The organism is Zhongshania aliphaticivorans (assembly GCF_902705875.1).
In the GTDB taxonomy this organism is placed as follows: domain Bacteria; phylum Pseudomonadota; class Gammaproteobacteria; order Pseudomonadales; family Spongiibacteraceae; genus Spongiibacter; species Spongiibacter aliphaticivorans_A.
The window spans coordinates 2,216,220-2,233,502 of the sequence record NZ_CACSIK010000001.1; the positions used below are offsets into that span (position 1 = coordinate 2,216,220).

Consider the following 17,283-nt stretch of genomic DNA (forward strand, 5'->3'; position numbering starts at 1 on the left):
AGAAAAAATTAGAAACGGTATCCGACCACAGCGGCAACAACTTGTGTGCGCTGCGATAGTGGTCTATTCATATTATCTACACCCGGTATGCCCGCAGTACCGTCCATTTCATAAATATCTAAAGCCAAAATCCATGACGAAGTCGGTAACCACTGTACACCGGCAACCCAATGCCTGTTGTGACTCCGGCTATCACCATCCTCCACAGTGCGAGAGAATTCATACCTCAATGTCGCAAGAAGCGAAGGCAATACCCTATATCGTCCCTGAAGATACGCAGACTCTGCATAGGACTCTTCAACCACAACCGCGCCGACAGCATTTTTTAAATTTAAACGGCTATACTCACTGGTAAGTGAAAAACGAGGCCAGTTTCGTTCTGCAGATAAGATAAACCCCACAGCATCAACACTTGAAAGCGGCACCATCGGCATGGCTTTGGTTGCCTGTAAAGCCACGTCTAAGATAGAGAGGGCATACCGGCTGCGGCCGCCATTGCGGCTATGCAGTATTTGAGCAAAAAGGGGGCTTTCAATCTCACCTTTTATCAAGTTCGAACTTCCACCGGTGATGTTTCTCAACACATCTCGAGAAATACTTTTGTCTCGGCCATAAGTCAAATTGAAAGAGGTACTGTGATTATCATCATCCCAATAGCTATAAAGTTGCGCCCCCTCAGAGGAGAACATCAGCTCTCGTAATCCATTGCCTTCATAATAGACTGCCTGGGGGTGGATTATGGTTGGCCGTGTAAAAATAACATCTCGGGTTTCATTATAAAAACCAATGCTATTTCGAACGCGTCCAACGCGTACTCCCATTCCCGAGCGTTCGCTTTCCGCAGCCTTAAAATCGGCAAACAAGTAATCAATTTTTATATCACCGTTGTCGGCATTTCCTGCATCACGGCTGAACAACTGCCCGGCCAAGCTTACCCCATTATCAAACTGGTAATTAGCATTGACACCTGCTTCAAAAAAGTCGGTAGAGCCGCTTGTACTATCGCCGTAAATATTATTGCCATCACTGTGGATAAAAGCCTGCGACACAAAGCCGTGAATATTCAAGTCTTTATAATTCAGTGCAGAAGTCGTTAACGGCACCATTGCAACAGCAAGAGTCATCAATTTATGTAACATTTATTGCTCCTCCGAATACGAATACGATCGCTCGGGGTAAGAGTACGTAACGGTTAAGTTATGGTTTTCATCGAGGATACTGCTTGTATGGACATAACCAATCGCACCAGGTGTTTTAACGACCATATGCACCATTTCTTGCTGATTTTTTACCACTGTGGGGGCAACCCCCGTACCGCTGAACGTCATGCGGTCCCAGTGATCTCTTAGCACATAGGGGTAGCTGTGCAGCGCTGACTGACAAAATTGATGATGAAGGGAGTCACTCTCTTGTAATACGAAAACTCTAATCGGCGAGCCATCACTCCAACTCCGTTTTCTTATGGAGAAAATCGCACGCAGGTCAACAGGCGTCAAGCGGGCCTCGGGAACAGTTTTATTAACAACCACAACAAAAGATGGCTCAGCATTATCCCCAGCATTTCCAAAGGCATTAATACTGGCTAATAAGAGCAATAATGTATGTATTGCTCTTTGTCGTAGGCATATTATAAATTGGCAAACTGGCAAACCGGCAATCCCTGTCAAAAGTCTCCGATGATTTTCAGTATAGACAAAATTGCCAATCCAGCTAGAAAATCGACGCTATTATTTGAAATAATATCGGAACAACTTTAGCAGCTTGTACTCAACACTACAGCACGTATTTTCACCTAAGTGACAGTGTTATTCTCACCAACGATAGCGACGTAAATTTGATAACGCCACCACCCCAATTTGCAGTAGCTCAGCTCATGACAAGCCTGTGTTGCCACTGCAATATTTACTCAAAACGGCCATATAAGCCGATTTTATCTTTCAATGTAGCTTTAAGCGAGGCCGTAGCAATCGATTGAATCGACCAGCCATTAGCAACATGATCGTGCGCAACCATCCATAAATGGCCGCTTGATGTAGCCGATACAAACTCACATACATCATTCTTGCCATCCACCCTTCTATAAAGAAACTACCGCTACGCATGCTGCCCATTAAATTCCCTAAAGCCGAATAGCCAGACAATGACACCAAAGAACCATGATCACGGTATTTAAACGGTTTTAGCGGCATGTTTTTGATAAGGCGCTGCAGATTCACTGCCGTATGCTTTGCCATTTGCTGAGCCGACTGCGCTCGCGGTGGCACATTTTTACCCGCAACCAGCTCACAAGCGCAGCAGTCGCCAATGGCAAAAATAGCTTCATCGGCAGTTTGCAAAAAAGGAGTAACCATCAATTGATTTATCCTATTAACTTCTAGCCCCCATTTAGCAACTACCTCAGGTGCTTTAATTCCCGCCGCCCATACCAATAAAGCCGCGTCAATTCGCTCACCATCAGCGGTGATAAAGCCCTGCTCATCGGCTTGTTTCACCATGGTACCGGTATGAACCTGCACCCCCATACTTTCTAGCTCCACCTGAGCGGCAGCAGCTATTTGCTCACTCAAGGCAGGTAACAGGCGGGGCCCCGCTTCAATAATGTGTACCTGCAAGCGACTTCTATCTAATGACTTATGCCCGTACAGTTTTAAAAGTGCGATGGCGTGATGAATTTCTGCTGCCAACTCAACCCCTGTTGCGCCACCCCCGACAATCGCCACCGACACTGGCTTACTATAATAATTGGCACTGACGCAGTGATTAAGAAAACGCTCATGGAAGCGATCCGCCTGTTCACGGGTATCTAAAAACAGGCAGTGATCTCTAACACCTGCCGTATTGAAATCATTTCCAAGACTACCCACAGTTATAACTAAATAGTCATATGGAATTCTGCGCTCAGGTAGGATTTCAAGACCATCTGGACTTACTGCGGCCTCCAAAATAATTTCTTTGTTGTCTCGATCTAAATCACTCATCCGGCCTTTATGGAAATGATAATGATTTTGGTGAGCGTGAGCGCGGTAATCTACCGCATCAAGATCTGAGTCAATGGCACCGGTTGCCACCTCGTGAAAACGAGGTTTCCAAATATGGCTAGCGCTAGCATCAACTAGCGTGATATTTGCAATCCCCTTACGCCCTAGGCGTTTTCCCAACATTGTTACTAGTGGTAAGCCTCCTGCACCTCCGCCAACAATCACAATATTCATAAATACCTCATTGCATAGTTAAAGATTCTTTTTGCTTGGCGCGCCATCGCCTCAATGCCTTCCATCATCATTTATTACAACAATGGTCAAGCGCTTGTCTCGGTATGCCAAGCTAACTTTCCTGGATCAAATACTGCCCAGAAAAGCCCTAAAACATCGGCGTTATTGATAATAAGGAAAAAGTAACACCGGACTCACTGCGCAATTGTTGCTCTACGCTTTGTGCTGGCATGTGCAGCAAGAATACCAATCAGCTTGTTCCTTGGCGTAAGCTGTTAGGGACGGTTAACACTAAAACAATGATTAATACGTCAATATCGGCATTTCATGGTGATTTTAAATGGACGAAAGTCGATTACTGAGAACCATACTAACCACTAACGCTGAGGAGTGCCGATCTGTAAATTACAGAAAATTGAATGTTAACCCGTTTGCTAATAATGCCTAGCAAGCAGAGACACAGCCGAAGCTATGGCCCATTAAGCATGATGCTGGTTGCCAGCTGAATTTCGTATAAAAAGCCCGTTAAGGCAGCGATTAAAAAACACATTGCAAACACAAATAATGAGGCCACAACAATACTACCATTCCAGCCCATCACGGCGCTGACAAATAACATGGCAATCACCACGCACACCAGTAAGGCGCTTGTTGTGCTGAATCCAATAGCACGATGAACAACCCGCGCCCGACGCGTCAGTGTTGCCAATTCCTCGCGTATTACTGCACTTCGCTCTTCACTCACTGTTTCCAGCCGGTTATGAAGCAACCTTGTGCGATCAATAATTCGCGCTAAACGATTTGTAAGTACATTCAATATACCGCCAATACCTGCCAACAAAAATACCGGAGCTACTGCTTGCTGAATTGCATGAGTAATATTTACGACGTCGATATCTACTGCCATCATTTTCCTTACTGCGCTACCCCGCGCTATTTACACCTTACAAGATCAAAAAGACCTTTTCATCTTCACACTCTACTTTGAACGTTTTTAGGCTCTGGGGTGATTTACCCAAGGCAATTAATTTATGTGTCCACCCCGGCATGGGCATCCCAATAAAGGCATTGGTCCAATCGATATTGCGGCCATCAAGAAGATCGAAGCTTGAACCATGAAACGGGCAAACTACCGCGCCGTCACAGATTTTCCCCTTGGCGAGGGGCAAGCCTAAATGAGGGCAGCGGTTTTCAACCGCGCAGATTTGCCCATTCACTTTTGCAAATAGCACTTTATTGCCATTAATCGTTTTACTTAATAATGCATCACTTTGAATCTCGTCTAAATTTGCTGCAAATATCTTATCCATGATCGCCTCTATATAATCAAAACCAAAATAATAGTTATTAAGATCAATATTGCTGTGATGACAACAAGGGGAGTGACGTTTTATTCACTGGCGACTTCATCACAAAGCTTGAGTGTACGCCTGTCACCCCTTCGATTCGAGTAATCTTGTTAAGTAATAATGCTTGGAAGCCATCCATATCTACAACTATCACTTTCAACAAATAATCCGCGGCTTGCCCAGTTATCAAATGGCACTCTAGCACCTCAGGACATGCGCCAACATGACGCTCAAAATTATCAAACCGCTCCGGAGTATGCCTATCCATGCTGATCTGAATAAACGCCATCAGATTTAAACCTAAGGCCCGCGCATTGAGTAGCGCTCGATAAGCCGAGATAAGCCCCACTTCTTCAAGGCGGCGTACACGACGTAAGCACGGCGACGGTGACAGGCCTATTCGGTCAGCCAAGTCTTGATTACTCAGGCGACCATCTTCCTGCAGAGCCTCTAAAATTCGCTTATCATAGCTATCTAAATTCATTTAATTTCAACCATTCACAACCCACAAGCATAATATTCTATTATTTTCAGAATTTAAGCAACTTAACGCCAATTAAAGCCGTTTTAAGCAGTAATTAGCAATCACCTGCCACTGCAATCTCTCTATACTGGGAACCGTGGAGTTACCGCTCTACAAACTACGTCGCTCTGAGCTCACCACCCCGCGCTCAGCCCGCACGGAAACAACAACTTTTACAAAAAGTGACTACAACGCACATGGTAAACCGCCCGGCACACCGGGCCCTGCCATCACTTATACACCGTAAAGACAAAGGAATTTATACATCATGGGCACGTTCAACCATCGCAAATATAAGCCCACACCGGTCATCACGATGCCTGACCGCCAGTGGCCCAATAACACCATCAGCCAAACACCGCAGTGGTGCTCCGTCGATTTACGTGACGGCAATCAAGCCTTGGTTGAGCCCATGAACGTACAACAAAAACTGCGGATGTGGGATTTGCTGGTTAAACTCGGCTTCACCCAAATAGAAGTGGGTTTTCCCGCTGCATCGCAGCCTGACTTTGACTTTGTCCGCGCACTGATTGATGGCGGCCGCATTCCCGACAACGTCACTATTCAGGTGCTGACACAGGCTCGCCAAGAATTAATCGCCCGCAGTTATGAAGCGCTAAAAGGCGCAAAAAATGCCATTATTCACGTTTATAACTCCACCAGCCCAGTACAGCGGGAACGGGTATTTGGCTTAGACAAACAAGGCATTATCGATATTGCGGTGCAAGGCGCAAAATGGGTCAAGGAGTACGCTGCCAAGCAAACGGAAACTAACTGGTCATTCCAGTATTCGCCTGAAAGCTTTAGCAGCACCGAAATTGAATTTTCGGTTGAAGTCAGTGATGCCGTCATTGCGGAATGGATCGACGTAGGCAACCCCATCATTATCAACCTGCCAGCCACCGTTGAATGCGCTAGCCCCAATGTATTTGCCGACCAAGTCGAATGGTTTTGCCGCAATACCCAATACCGTGACGCCATTACCGTTTGCGTACACACCCACAATGACCGTGGCTGCGGTGTTGCCGCCGGTGAACTGGCGGTAATGGCCGGTGCAGATCGGGTTGAAGGCACCCTGCTTGGCAATGGTGAGCGCACCGGTAATATGGATATTGTTACCATGGCCATGAATCTTTACAGCCAAGGCGTAGACCCTGGGCTAAATCTTTCTGACATGGATGAAATCATTGCCGTGGTGGAATATTGCACTGCCATTCCGCTGCATCCGCGCCACCCTTATGCGGGTGAATTGGTGTTTACTGCCTTCTCTGGTAGCCACCAAGATGCCATTCGTAAATGCCTTAGCAAGCAGCAAGCAGACGAACACTGGCAGGTTGCTTATCTGCCCATTGATCCTGCCGATCTGGGCCGCAGCTACGAAGCCGTTATTCGTATTAACAGTCAATCCGGTAAGGGCGGTGTAAGCTGGGTATTAGAAAATGACTACGGCCTGCAGCTACCCCGCTGGTTACAGATAGACTCAAGCCGTATGGTGCAAGCGCGGGCAGAGGAAATTTCTGGTGAGGTAACGTCAGCGCAAATATGGGATTTATTTGACACCCATTATTTACAAGCGAGTAAAAACATTAGCATTCAGAACTTTTCAATCAGTCAAAACAACGTCGAAAATGGCGGCCAAGACATGTTGAGCCTGAGCTACACGGATCAAGATGGCAGCGCTTCATTGCAAGGTCACGGCGACGGCGCAATTAGCGCACTAGTTGATGCCTGGCAGCAAAAGTTTGGCGACAAGATTGAAATCTTGGACTACCGCGAACACGCTCTGGGTACGGGTACTGATTCGCAGGCAATCGCTTACGTGCACCTGTCCATCAATAGCCAGCGTTATATTGGCGTAGCAAAACACCGAGATGTTATCTCGGCATCACTACAAGCGGTGCTTAACGCCTCGGTGCAAGCCGCAGAAAGCCAAACTGAAGCGGCTTAATTGAGTTTCCTTAAAACCAACGCCGTGCTGATATATTCAGCGCGGCTTTTTTATTTTCAAACAGCCATTTTTTAATTTACGATGAACGAATATAGAAATAATCATATCCCCTTAGGTTACCCCCCCCCCTTCAACTAGGAAGCAGCTCCCCGTTACATCCCTCAAATAACTTTTGCTTACGCCTAAACTCACCCCTAAACTCACCCCCCTCCCCCGCATACTGCGACAACTTGCCACATTGTTCGCCCATATTCGCTTTGATAATCTTGCCGCCGCGCTTCAGCACCTTTCATCAGAGTATTTTATGACGATTTCCTTAAAGCCCATTCTTATTACACCGTGCCTATTTTTTAGTTTAACGGTGTCGGCCACAGAACAATCACAAAGCGATAGCAAGCCTCGCGTTGAAGAGCTGACAGTATTCGGGCAGGAGCAAGGCAATTACACTTCGGCCTCAGTTTCTAACTTAAGTAATAATGGTATCGCGCTATCCGATACCCCTATTTCTATTCAAACAGTTCCTAAAGCGGTACTTGAAGACCAAGATGCGAACTCGCTACAAGACGCCCTGCGCAATGTCAGCGGTGTGCAACCGGCGTTTACCATGGGCGGGGCCTATGAGCGCCTCACAATTCGGGGCTTTACTAACAATCTCGCTAGCTATAAAAATGGGGTAATCCAGCCTGTATTGCATTTTTACCGGGCAAATACCGAACGAGTTGAAGTGTTAAAGGGACCAGCGGCATTGGAGCTGGGCATGAGTGACCCCGGTGGCGCAATCAATGTGGTCACCCATAAGCCAACAGAAACACCTTATCTTAGTCTCAGCCAAAGTGTGGGCTCATTGGATGAATACAGCACCACCGTGAATGCGAACACGCCACTGGGCTCCAAGGACGTGTTGTTTCATGTTGATGCCTCGTGGCGACACTACGGCGGCTTTCGAGACATAACGGATACAGAAGAGTATATGATTGCGCCTTCGCTGCTGTTCAAACTATCTGATTCAACCCAGTTGCGTATCAATATGGAACTAGCGCAGGGCGAATACATTTACGACCAAGGCTTGCACGCCTGGGAAGATGGGATTATCGATCTACCCCGCGAGCGCAGCTACGGCCAAGACGATGCATTTCAAGATTTTGATAATCAAGCATTGGAATTGGTTATTGATCACGTTTTTAGCGAAGATTGGTCTTTGCAAGCCGGGGCCTCGTTTTCTAATTCAGAAACCTACTTCCGCTCTATTTACGCCACAGGAAACCCCTCACCGGGCAATACTGTTGTGCGCCGCTCAGCGTGGTTTGGTCCCGAATCAGTCGATAGCCAAAGTTTTTGGACTCAACTAAACGGCCGCTTTAATACCGCGTCGATACAGCACAATATCACGCTTGGTTTACAAGCCTTTGCCTACGATTTCGACGGCAAGGCATCTATTACGTTTATTGAAGAGATCGACATCCTTACTTACCGCTCAGGCGACTCAAGTATCAATGTGAGCGAGTACAACGGCTACCCCCAAGTCGATGCCATTACTCAGCAAGATGATCAGACTCAGGGTGTGTTCATTCAAGATCAAATGTACCTGAGTGAAAGATTAATCGCGCTGCTTGGCCTCCGTTATGACTCGGCAAGCCGAGAGTTAGACACCTCGTATTTTTCTCCCGTTGAGCACTCTCAACGAGATGACGATAAGACCACCGGCCGCGCTGGCCTTATTTATAAATTCGACAACGGCTTTTCGCCGTATATTAGTTACGCTACTTCCTTTGGCCCAGGTTTTAATTATTTACCCAGCGCGCTCTACGACCCCGAGGAGGCCGAACAAATTGAAGCGGGCTTTAAAGCCACGCTGTTTAACAATAAAGCACAGCTTAATCTGAGTATTTTTGAACTAACAAAAACCAATATACCCACTGCTGACCCCAATATTCCCAACCGCACTATTGCCATTGGCGAGGCGCAAAGCCGAGGCCTTGAACTCGATGTTATCGGTGAATTTAATGACAATCTATCTGTTATGGGCAATTTGGCTTTGACCAAAACAGAGATCACCAAGGACTTTAGTGGCAATGAAGGCAATGAGTTGCCTAATGCGCCTGCAACCCAAGCCAGCTTATGGCTGCGATACACCTTGGGCTCTGTGGCATTAGGCGGTGGCCCTGTGTTTGTATCTGAGCGATTCGGCACGGCAGATAATAGCTATGAAGATGATGCCTACACCCGCTGGGATCTATTTGCGGCCTATGACTTTGAGCTGGGCAATGTTCCTGCCACCGCTCGCCTGGTGCTAAACAACATTACCGACGAAAGGTATTACACCCTGCGTTCACGCTGGTCGAATATGCCTAGCGAGCCCTTTAATGCGGTAGCGTCTGTTAGCCTTAGTTTTTAATGCAGACGCAACGCAGCTTGAGCATATCGGGTTTACTTCGCTGGCTGCACCGCTATGTTGGCCTTGCCATTGCGTTGTTTATTATCCTTGCCGCCTTTACCGGCAGTTTGCTCGCGTTTATGCCCGAGCTTGAAAAACTCACGGCGCCCAATTTGTTTAGCAGCAGCAATGCCGCCCCGCAATTGAGCTTTGCCGACTACGCGCTTGCCGCTGAAGCAATAGAGCCGCGTATTGTGGCGAAGTCGGTATCGTTTGCCGAACAAGGTCGGGTGATTGTCGGCGTTATTGCTAAGACCAACCCTAGTAACGGACAGTTATTTACCGTTCCTTTTAGTCAGATGCTGCTCGACCCCGCCTCGGGGTCGCTGCTCGGCGTACGCACGCCGAGCGAGATTTCAGAGGGCTGGCAAAATATAATGCCCTTCATATACGACCTCCATTACAGCTTACTACTAGGCACGCCCGGCTGGTGGTTAATGGGCATTGTCGCCCTAATCTGGACAATAGACTGCTTTACCGGCTTGCTGATTACCTTCCCGCGCCGCAGTAAAAAAACCAACAAACACCGAAGCTGGGCAGCACAGTGGGGAAAAGCTTGGAAAATTAAAACCAAGAGTTCCGCAGCGCGTCTTAACTTTGATATTCACCGCGCCGCTAGCTTGTGGCTTTGGCTGATTCTTTTGGTCTTTGCTTGGAGCTCGGTCTATATGAATTTGTGGGCCAGCGTATACCTGCACGCTACCCGACAAGTGATGGAATATCATCCGCCGTGGCATTATCTTGCCGATCGCCAGCGCAGTGATCGCGAGCCGACCCTATCGTGGTCTAGCGCACAGCGCCACGCGACGGAATCAATGGCGACATTAGCCGAACAGGAAGGTCTGGACATTATCCGCCCCAATGCGCTGGCATATACGGCGGCGTATGGCGCTTACCGCTATCGCGCCCAGACCAGTAGTGATTTAAGTGACCAGCACGTTCGCACCGAAGTGTATATTGATGCTGTTAGTGGAGAAACTCTATTTACGTATCTGCCAACGGGACAGTTCTTGGGCAATACCGTCAGCTCTTGGCTACATGTATTGCATCGCGCGCGTATTTGGGGACTGTGGTATCAAATTGCGGTGAGTGCACTGGGCATTGCCTTAGTGGTGATCAGTGTTAGCGGTGTGCTTATTTGGTGGAAGAAACGCCGTCATAGCCGTCATTAATCGCCAGCAAGATTACCCTTTGTTTATCCCTATTTTATTCAGTTTATACAGCGCCATTTTTTATTAATTTCTGCAGGGCCTGTATTTGCTCAACAATATTGTCGCTGCCTGTCTTTGCCCCCATTGGGTCAACAGAGAACTGCACGGCATACCAGAGCACGGTTAAATAACAATAGATAATCCGCCAGTGATATAAGCGCTGCCAATCTTTGCTTAGCAAAGATCGCTGTAAGTATTTAGACAGCAATAACTGCTGTTTCCCCTCGTCTAAACTGTGCCCCTCAACAATGACGGCAAGTTCATAAAATGCATCCCCCATCGCCGCGTACTCCCAATCAATCGCGTAAAGACATCCATCATCACTGACGATTAAATTCTCTAACAACAAATCATTGTGGCAAACACAGCAAGCGGTATTTAATTTTTCCGCTTGTTTTATATGAGGGATAACCTGTGACGATAGTTTTTTTAAATCATCATAAAATTCTTCACCGATATTTATCTCTGACCAATAGTGCTCCGCTTTTACATTAATATCTAAATATCCCTCAACTGCTGGCAGGGAATGAATACGCTGTAATAACTGCGCTAAAGACTGTAAACCTGCATTGTCGGCTTGCCAGTCACCCCCCTGCACATATCGGCTTACCATATACTGGTTTTGCGCATCATAATGCACGAGTGGTGCACATAGCTCGGCGCTGTCAGCAGACCGCATTACCTGCGATTCCACTTTTCGATCTAAATTCAAGGCCGCGCTTAATGCTGAATTTTCACGCAAGACCATATCGACACCATCAGCCGATATTAAATAACTTTTGTTGGTTAAGCCCCCTAGTAAAGGCCTAATAAGCGAAGGCTTTTCGCGACTCCATAAATGCCAGTCGGCGGGAATAATTGCAGACTGGCGTGACATCATGGTGTAGAAGTAACCGCGTTTTCACGATTGTAAATAAGCCGCCACTGAAAGAATCCTATCACTACCAACACTACATACAGCACAAACAATAATGCGGTGAGATACAGCTCTCTATCTATATATAAATAAACCGAGACGCCATCAATCACAATCCAATAAATCCAATTTTCCAAAACTTTACGCGTCACCATATAGGTGGTGACGACAGCACCCCAGGTGGTAAACGAATCAAGATACGGTAAGGCGGCATGGGTAGATGTTTGTAATATATAACCAAAACCTAGGGTTAAGATGCCTACCGCAGCAATAACAACAATATGCCTTAAAAATGACCAGCGATGTATGCGCAGGGTTTGTTCATTACCCCCACTTCGCCACTGCCACCAACCATATACCGCCATGACTAAATAAAAAATTTGCAAGGCAGATTCCATCAATAAACTCACATCCCAAAACAGAAATATATAAATTGATGTACTGATAAACGCGGTATACCAACACAGACTATTTTCCCGCATAGCCAGTATTAGATACCCTAGGGCGAGAACAACCGCAGCCACTTCCCACCAGGACATAGCCGCAACGGCATCACCTATCGCAGCGACAATTTTATCTCTAGTCATTTTCAGCCACAGGGCTTAAATCGCCAATAAATTTGCAGACAAAAATTGCACGGCCAAATTGTTCATACGAAGCCCGCATTTCCATTTTTAGGATATCCATCACCACATCATAATCACCAAACACCTGTGTGCTCATGGTATTGGTGAATACCTGCAAGGCAGGATGGCTATTCAAACGGTCAATGAAACCTTGAATCGCAGGAATAAATTCTTCCTTTAATGGGTACATACTGATTTCAACAGAGAGTTTCATTTACGCCTTCCTTAAAAAGTATAATTAGCTGAGACACCCATTACCCTGGGCTCGCCAAACTGATAATACGTTTCTGGGGCGTAGCCATTAGCTGGGTTGTTACCAAAGGCATTACTGAAGTAAAAACCACGTGTTTGATAGTCTTTATCCGTCAAATTCCGCCCCCATAACGACACATCCCAATTGCTGGCATAGTAAGTTAATCGTGCATTAACTAGCTCATATGCACTGGATTTCTCGTTGTGGCTATTTGAAAAATAAAACTCATCCTTGCCTTCAAGCTCTACCCGCAATACCAGATTCGCCATCAAAGATAACTCACTGCCCACAAAGAATTGGTATTTCGGAGCATGAGCCACTTCGCGACCATCTAAATTAACCGGCGCTAATGCCACACCATTATTGTCGTCTTTGGCGTCGACGTGGGACTGGCTTACAAAATCATCAAACTCGGCCTTCAACAAGCCGGCTGTGGCAAAAAAACGCAGCGACTCACTGGCCAAATAATTAAACTCTACTTCTATCCCTGCGGTTTTTCCACCAGCGGCGTTAGCGAGGAAATCATCAAAGGAGAAGTTATTAGGGTCGAATATTGATTGCTTGGCCTGAACATCACTACGGTCCTGATAAAACACCGCCAATTGTGTTTGCAAGCGATTATCTAGCCAATTCCCTTTTAGACCCAGCTCGTAATTGATCATGCTCTCGGTATCAAACTCATACATATTCGAGCTAATGTCAGTGTTAGTCGCCGCTGCTGAGATAATGCGGCCATTCACCCCACCGGCTTTATAGCCACGAGAAAGTGTGCCGTATAGCAATGCATTGTCTGTGAAGCGAAATTCCAAAGTGAGGTTACCACCCCACAAGTCTTCGTCTTTATCAGAGCGGACCAGTAAAGAATCACTGTAATCGGCGTTTCGCTTTTCAAAGCGCAGGCCAGATACCAAATCAAATTTATCATTAAGATGGCTTCTTAGCTGACCATAAAGGGCGTAATTCTCGGTTTCAAACTCACTATTAAAGCTGGCATTGCGCTCTAAATCTTCGCTTTCTTGACGTAAATAAACACCGGCAACCCAGCTAGTACTGGCATTAAAAAGCGCAGATTCGTCACTGGAGATAAAACGCACATCGACACTGATATTATCTTTATCACGCAAGTAACTATCTACTGAGCTGTACTCAATGGGATCAAAACCGACGTAACTCCAGTCCTCATCGTAGCTATATTCAGACTCGGAGTTAGCAAAGCTTAATACCGATTCAAGACTAAATAAGGCATTACCCGACCAATGGGTAATAATTGACGCTGCCACCGTTTCTTGGGCGTCAGTACCCGGCTGATCTGATTGGGTTTGACGGTTTTGGAATAAAGAAAAAGCGTCATAGCCGTTATCTGCATCGAGGTACAGCAGATTAAAATCCATCTCTAGAGTGTCACTGGCCGCAAAACTCAGCTTGGCCCGCACTACCGACTCATCTATATTGTTGACATCATCACGACCTAAAAAAGTGTTTTCAATATAGCCATCAGACTGCTGCTTTTGTAAAGCCACCCGGTAGCCCAGACGTTCACTTAAGGGCCCACTACTGACGACACCCAAGGTCTGACTATTATACTCTGCCACCTCGGCCGATACTTTTACCATGGATTCTTCAGTCGGCGCATTGCTTGTCATGCTAATTAAGCCTGCCAAGGCATTCGCCCCGTATGCTGTGCCCTGCGGGCCACGTAAAACTTCTACCTGTCCGATATCTAGAGTACTTGCTGCCAAGCCCAAGCCGCTAAAATCGATACCATCAATAATCAAGCCCACCGAGGGGCTCACTGGATCGATAAACTGACTGCGCTCGCCAATACCGCGAATTTGAAAATAGCGACCTCGTGATGCACCAGAAGAGAAATTGACGTTTGGTGCAAGGTTCAAAAGCTGCTCGATATTATTTGCGCCGCGCATCTCTATCGTGGCGGCGTCAAATACACTGACCGTGGCCGCAAGATCCAGTAAACGATGGTCTCTAAACTGGCTCGTAACCACCACTTCTTCAGGGGCAAGCCCTTTGGCATTGGCGGCATGACTGGCACTCGCAGCAAAGAGGCAAGCTAGACTGATAGAACAAACGATGGCTTTGGGGGTAAAAAAAGGTTTCATGGTTCTCTCAAAACAATAGAACGAAGGGGCCAATGTATAAGTAGGTCATTAAATCTGTGGCAAGAAAGTAGCTGCAGATAACCGACATTCACAATATGTAAATGAGAGTTAGAGCGCGGTAGCGACGCCGACAGATGCAATAAAAACACTTAATCAAAGGCTCCCGAAGAGAGACCCGGTGCGCGCTAGAAAAGGATTGTGAACACACCTATTCCTACGCCGGTATTAACCGGATCAGGTTCAAGGGTTTGCAGTGTGATTATCATTCACCGCATCTCAGGCCACAGCCACCCCTTAGGATTTCGGGCCAGACTATAGCAGATATAGTACTTAGCGGGAATGTCGTTTGTTGGCAGCCAAGGAATTGGCAATGTGAAGGATATAAATAGATGTAACACATGACGCTACTACGACATGTCTTTGTGGAGCTGTAAAAATTTACGCCTTACAGCGGGCTTAGCTTGAGCTAGTAGAGATTAATCAATGTGCGGTTTTTGACATGGCCTTAATCAAATCTGCTTCACTGGCAGATATTCCGCAACGTTGGGCCAACTCAGTTGCAGCAAGTCCCTGCCCGGCCATAACACTTACTTGCTGATAAAACCGCATGTCTTTTTTATCGGCATCACTGCGTTGCTGACGCTCGCCCAGCATTTCCAAGTATTCTTCCAAGGCCAAAACGCGTTCACCCAATATCGCCAGCGCTGAATTTTGATGTTCAATTTTATGTTCTAAAGCCAAAACCAAGGCGTCGGAGTTAGTTTCAAGCGTCGCAGCGGCTTTTATCGTTGCGCTGCGACGTGATTTAAGGGCAAACATTAACACCCCTACACCCACTAAGCTCAACACCAAGCCCAGCATTGACGCTTCAGACAGCCCTTGAAACCATTCAATAAACGCCATTGGAAATTGCAGATATTCATATTTAGTCATTGCCACTTCACCCTGTCGTTTTCAATAATCTATCGCTGCAAGCCTGCAACTTATCGCTGTGCTTCATTACGCCGCCGTCCAATCGCTTAATCGTCCTTTAAGCCGAACAATTGCCTGACTGTGTATCTGACAAACTCTCGATTCACTGACTTCCATGACCTCGCCAATTTCCTTAAGATTAAGTCCGTTTTCGTAGTACAGCGCCATGACGAGTTTTTCCCGCTCGGGGAGAGAATTAATTTGGGATGCTAAGGCATGCTGAAAATCATGCTCAAGCACATTTTCCAATGGTGCATAACGATCATCACCACCCCCTACTTCGACCACAGTGTCATTTTCACCTTCACTCATTTGATCTAGGCTAAACAACCGCACTGAACTCGTATCTCGCAATAGCTCGTGATACTCGTCCAAGGAAATATTCATTTCGTCAGCAATGTCTTGGCCATTCGCTTCTCGACCAAGGCGTCCCTCGACGCTCCGTACCGCTTCACTCATTTCCCGCAACTGACGCGTCACTGATCTTGGAGCCCAACCGGCTTGACGCATTTGATCAATCATCGCACCACGAACACGAATACTGGCAAAGGTTTCAAAGCTCGCCCCCTTGTCCATCTCGTAGTTACTACCCGCTTCTAGCAGGCCAATCATGCCGGCCTGAATGAGATCATCTACCTCCACACTGGCCGGTAAGCGACTTACCAAATGATAGGCAATTCGCTTAACCAAAGGCGCATGACGACTAACCAGCTCTTCGCGGCTACCATACTGCACATTTAAATAAGCGGAACGACCATTCACATTGCGGCTCCTGCTACAGCATCTTTAGCGAACATACGGTCGACAAAAAATTCAATGCCACCATTTGGCCCAGAGGGCATGTCCCACTTATCGACAGTTTCAGCCAAGCGGCGAAACGCCATCGAAGACTCGGCTCCGGGGTATAAATCACTGACGGCTTTTTGACGAGTATCGGCCTTGATTAAATAAGGGTCGCGAGGGATAAATCCTGCATACTCCAGCGTGACATCTAAGAAGCGCTGCGCCACTTCATTCAAACGTTCGAAACCATCCCGAGCTTGGTCATGGCTATTCACCATATTTCGCAGCACTTTAAAGCGCTTTATGCCGGCATCACGATTCATAACCTTAATTAGGGCATAGGCATCGGCCATTGACGTCAGTTCGTCCGTCACTACCACTAATACATATTGGCTAGCTCGGCTAAAGGTAATGACGCTGTCAGAGATGCCCGCCGCGGTATCAACGATCATGACATCGTAATCACCGCTTAAGGCACTGAGTGAGCGCACAATCGCCGCGTGCTGCTCACTGGCAAGTTCAGCCATTTTCTTTATACCCGACGCCGCGGGGATAATCGTAATCCCATCTGGACCAGGTATCAGAACATCTTCTATTGAACACTTGCCGTCTAGCACGTGCGATAAATTCCATTTTGGTTTAAGCCCTAGCATGATATCGACATTGGCAAGACCTAGGTCGGCATCCATTAGTAAAACGCGGTTACCACGTCTAGCTAGTTGGCAGGCCAAATTAACCGAAACATTGGTTTTACCAACCCCACCTTTACCACTGCTGACTGCTATAACTTTGACTGCACTCATTGTTTTTATCACTCTCCCGACACATTTTAACCATCTAAATACCAATGGCCTCGGATTTCTGTACAATTATTACTCTATGGTATGTCTGTCACTCAATAATTGATCTACGCAATATCACTCATTTTTTAGCTCTAAT

Annotated in this window: 16 protein-coding genes and 1 riboswitch; of the genes, 3 read left to right on the forward strand and 13 right to left on the reverse strand. The window is 46.7% G+C overall.

The features are described from left to right. Positions 1-8 precede the first annotated feature (8 nt). The 6 genes from AELLOGFF_RS10115 to AELLOGFF_RS10140 all read right to left on the reverse strand — a co-directional run bounded on the left by AELLOGFF_RS10115 (position 9) and on the right by AELLOGFF_RS10140 (position 5,045). A complete protein-coding gene (locus tag AELLOGFF_RS10115; protein WP_159268628.1) occupies positions 9-1,139 on the reverse strand; it encodes a hypothetical protein in 1,131 nt (376 codons plus the stop codon). Next, entirely contained in the window at positions 1,140-1,595 is a 456-nt protein-coding gene (locus AELLOGFF_RS10120) for a substrate-binding domain-containing protein (protein ID WP_159268629.1), read from the reverse strand. A gap of 342 nt (positions 1,596-1,937) precedes the next feature. Next, entirely contained in the window at positions 1,938-3,212 is a 1,275-nt protein-coding gene (locus AELLOGFF_RS10125; protein WP_159268630.1) for an NAD(P)/FAD-dependent oxidoreductase, read from the reverse strand. 469 nt (positions 3,213-3,681) lie between these two features. Continuing rightward, the gene (locus tag AELLOGFF_RS10130; RefSeq protein WP_200842636.1) at positions 3,682-4,122 is read right to left on the reverse strand and encodes a DUF2721 domain-containing protein; all 441 of its coding nucleotides are present in this window, start codon (positions 4,120-4,122) and stop codon (positions 3,682-3,684) included. 34 nt (positions 4,123-4,156) lie between these two features. Next, entirely contained in the window at positions 4,157-4,522 is a 366-nt protein-coding gene (locus AELLOGFF_RS10135) for a Rieske (2Fe-2S) protein (protein ID WP_159268631.1), read from the reverse strand. 43 nt (positions 4,523-4,565) lie between these two features. After that, positions 4,566-5,045, reverse strand: coding sequence for an Lrp/AsnC family transcriptional regulator (locus AELLOGFF_RS10140; protein WP_159268632.1), 480 nt, complete (start codon positions 5,043-5,045; stop codon positions 4,566-4,568). 307 nt (positions 5,046-5,352) lie between these two features. On the opposite strand from AELLOGFF_RS10140, the gene leuA reads away from it, so the two are divergent. The 3 genes from leuA to AELLOGFF_RS10155 all read left to right on the forward strand — a co-directional run bounded on the left by leuA (position 5,353) and on the right by AELLOGFF_RS10155 (position 10,638). Continuing rightward, positions 5,353-7,032: a 2-isopropylmalate synthase gene (gene leuA / locus AELLOGFF_RS10145; protein ID WP_159268633.1), complete on the forward strand. Its 1,680-nt coding sequence runs from the start codon at positions 5,353-5,355 to the stop codon at positions 7,030-7,032. A gap of 304 nt (positions 7,033-7,336) precedes the next feature. Beyond that, positions 7,337-9,427 (forward strand): TonB-dependent siderophore receptor, encoded by a 2,091-nt coding sequence (locus AELLOGFF_RS10150; protein WP_159268634.1) that lies wholly within the window; start codon positions 7,337-7,339, stop codon positions 9,425-9,427. After that, on the forward strand, positions 9,427-10,638 hold the full coding sequence (locus AELLOGFF_RS10155; protein ID WP_159268635.1) for a PepSY-associated TM helix domain-containing protein: 1,212 nt from the start codon (positions 9,427-9,429) through the stop codon (positions 10,636-10,638). The genes AELLOGFF_RS10150 and AELLOGFF_RS10155 overlap by 1 nt, the downstream gene beginning before the upstream one ends. 43 nt (positions 10,639-10,681) lie before the next feature. On the opposite strand, the gene AELLOGFF_RS10160 is transcribed toward AELLOGFF_RS10155, so the two are convergent. From AELLOGFF_RS10160 to AELLOGFF_RS10190, 7 genes are all read right to left on the reverse strand, one after another. Continuing rightward, positions 10,682-11,557 carry a choline kinase family protein gene (locus tag AELLOGFF_RS10160; RefSeq protein WP_159268636.1) on the reverse strand — a complete coding sequence of 292 codons (876 nt, stop codon included), beginning with the start codon at positions 11,555-11,557 and terminating at the stop codon, positions 10,682-10,684. Then, complete coding sequence (pnuC, locus tag AELLOGFF_RS10165; protein ID WP_159268637.1) at positions 11,554-12,180, reverse strand: nicotinamide riboside transporter PnuC; 627 nt, start codon at positions 12,178-12,180, stop codon at positions 11,554-11,556. Before pnuC ends, AELLOGFF_RS10160 begins: the two co-directional genes overlap by 4 nt. Further along, positions 12,173-12,433, reverse strand: a complete 261-nt coding sequence (locus AELLOGFF_RS10170) for a YkoF family thiamine/hydroxymethylpyrimidine-binding protein (protein WP_159268638.1) — start codon at positions 12,431-12,433, stop codon at positions 12,173-12,175. Before AELLOGFF_RS10170 ends, pnuC begins: the two co-directional genes overlap by 8 nt. Before the next feature lie 11 nt (positions 12,434-12,444). Next, positions 12,445-14,589, reverse strand: coding sequence for a TonB-dependent receptor (locus AELLOGFF_RS10175; protein ID WP_159268639.1), 2,145 nt, complete (start codon positions 14,587-14,589; stop codon positions 12,445-12,447). 194 nt (positions 14,590-14,783) lie between these two features. Next, a riboswitch (TPP riboswitch) is annotated at positions 14,784-14,894 on the reverse strand. Between the two features lie 175 nt (positions 14,895-15,069). Next, complete coding sequence (locus AELLOGFF_RS10180) at positions 15,070-15,522, reverse strand: DUF2802 domain-containing protein (RefSeq protein WP_159268640.1); 453 nt, start codon at positions 15,520-15,522, stop codon at positions 15,070-15,072. Positions 15,523-15,588: 66 nt separating this feature from the next. After that, positions 15,589-16,323 carry an RNA polymerase sigma factor FliA gene (locus AELLOGFF_RS10185; RefSeq protein ID WP_159268641.1) on the reverse strand — a complete coding sequence of 245 codons (735 nt, stop codon included), beginning with the start codon at positions 16,321-16,323 and terminating at the stop codon, positions 15,589-15,591. Next, positions 16,320-17,156: a MinD/ParA family protein gene (locus AELLOGFF_RS10190; protein WP_327785485.1), complete on the reverse strand. Its 837-nt coding sequence runs from the start codon at positions 17,154-17,156 to the stop codon at positions 16,320-16,322. Before AELLOGFF_RS10190 ends, AELLOGFF_RS10185 begins: the two co-directional genes overlap by 4 nt. Positions 17,157-17,283: the final 127 nt, after the last annotated feature.

What these genes read in the sequence shown, in the direction of transcription:
- AELLOGFF_RS10115 (WP_159268628.1), bottom strand. Translation starts at nt 1,139, where the DNA reads ATGTTACATAAATTGATGACTCTTGCTGTTGCAATGGTGCCGTTAACG.
- AELLOGFF_RS10125 (WP_159268630.1), bottom strand. Translation starts at nt 3,212, where the DNA reads ATGAATATTGTGATTGTTGGCGGAGGTGCAGGAGGCTTACCACTAGTA.
- AELLOGFF_RS10130 (WP_200842636.1), bottom strand. Translation starts at nt 4,122, where the DNA reads ATGATGGCAGTAGATATCGACGTCGTAAATATTACTCATGCAATTCAG.
- AELLOGFF_RS10135 (WP_159268631.1), bottom strand. Translation starts at nt 4,522, where the DNA reads ATGGATAAGATATTTGCAGCAAATTTAGACGAGATTCAAAGTGATGCA.
- AELLOGFF_RS10140 (WP_159268632.1), bottom strand. Translation starts at nt 5,045, where the DNA reads ATGAATTTAGATAGCTATGATAAGCGAATTTTAGAGGCTCTGCAGGAA.
- leuA (WP_159268633.1), top strand. Translation starts at nt 5,353, where the DNA reads ATGGGCACGTTCAACCATCGCAAATATAAGCCCACACCGGTCATCACG.
- AELLOGFF_RS10150 (WP_159268634.1), top strand. Translation starts at nt 7,337, where the DNA reads ATGACGATTTCCTTAAAGCCCATTCTTATTACACCGTGCCTATTTTTT.
- AELLOGFF_RS10155 (WP_159268635.1), top strand. Translation starts at nt 9,427, where the DNA reads ATGCAGACGCAACGCAGCTTGAGCATATCGGGTTTACTTCGCTGGCTG.
- AELLOGFF_RS10160 (WP_159268636.1), bottom strand. Translation starts at nt 11,557, where the DNA reads ATGATGTCACGCCAGTCTGCAATTATTCCCGCCGACTGGCATTTATGG.
- pnuC (WP_159268637.1), bottom strand. Translation starts at nt 12,180, where the DNA reads ATGACTAGAGATAAAATTGTCGCTGCGATAGGTGATGCCGTTGCGGCT.
- AELLOGFF_RS10170 (WP_159268638.1), bottom strand. Translation starts at nt 12,433, where the DNA reads ATGAAACTCTCTGTTGAAATCAGTATGTACCCATTAAAGGAAGAATTT.
- AELLOGFF_RS10175 (WP_159268639.1), bottom strand. Translation starts at nt 14,589, where the DNA reads ATGAAACCTTTTTTTACCCCCAAAGCCATCGTTTGTTCTATCAGTCTA.
- AELLOGFF_RS10180 (WP_159268640.1), bottom strand. Translation starts at nt 15,522, where the DNA reads ATGACTAAATATGAATATCTGCAATTTCCAATGGCGTTTATTGAATGG.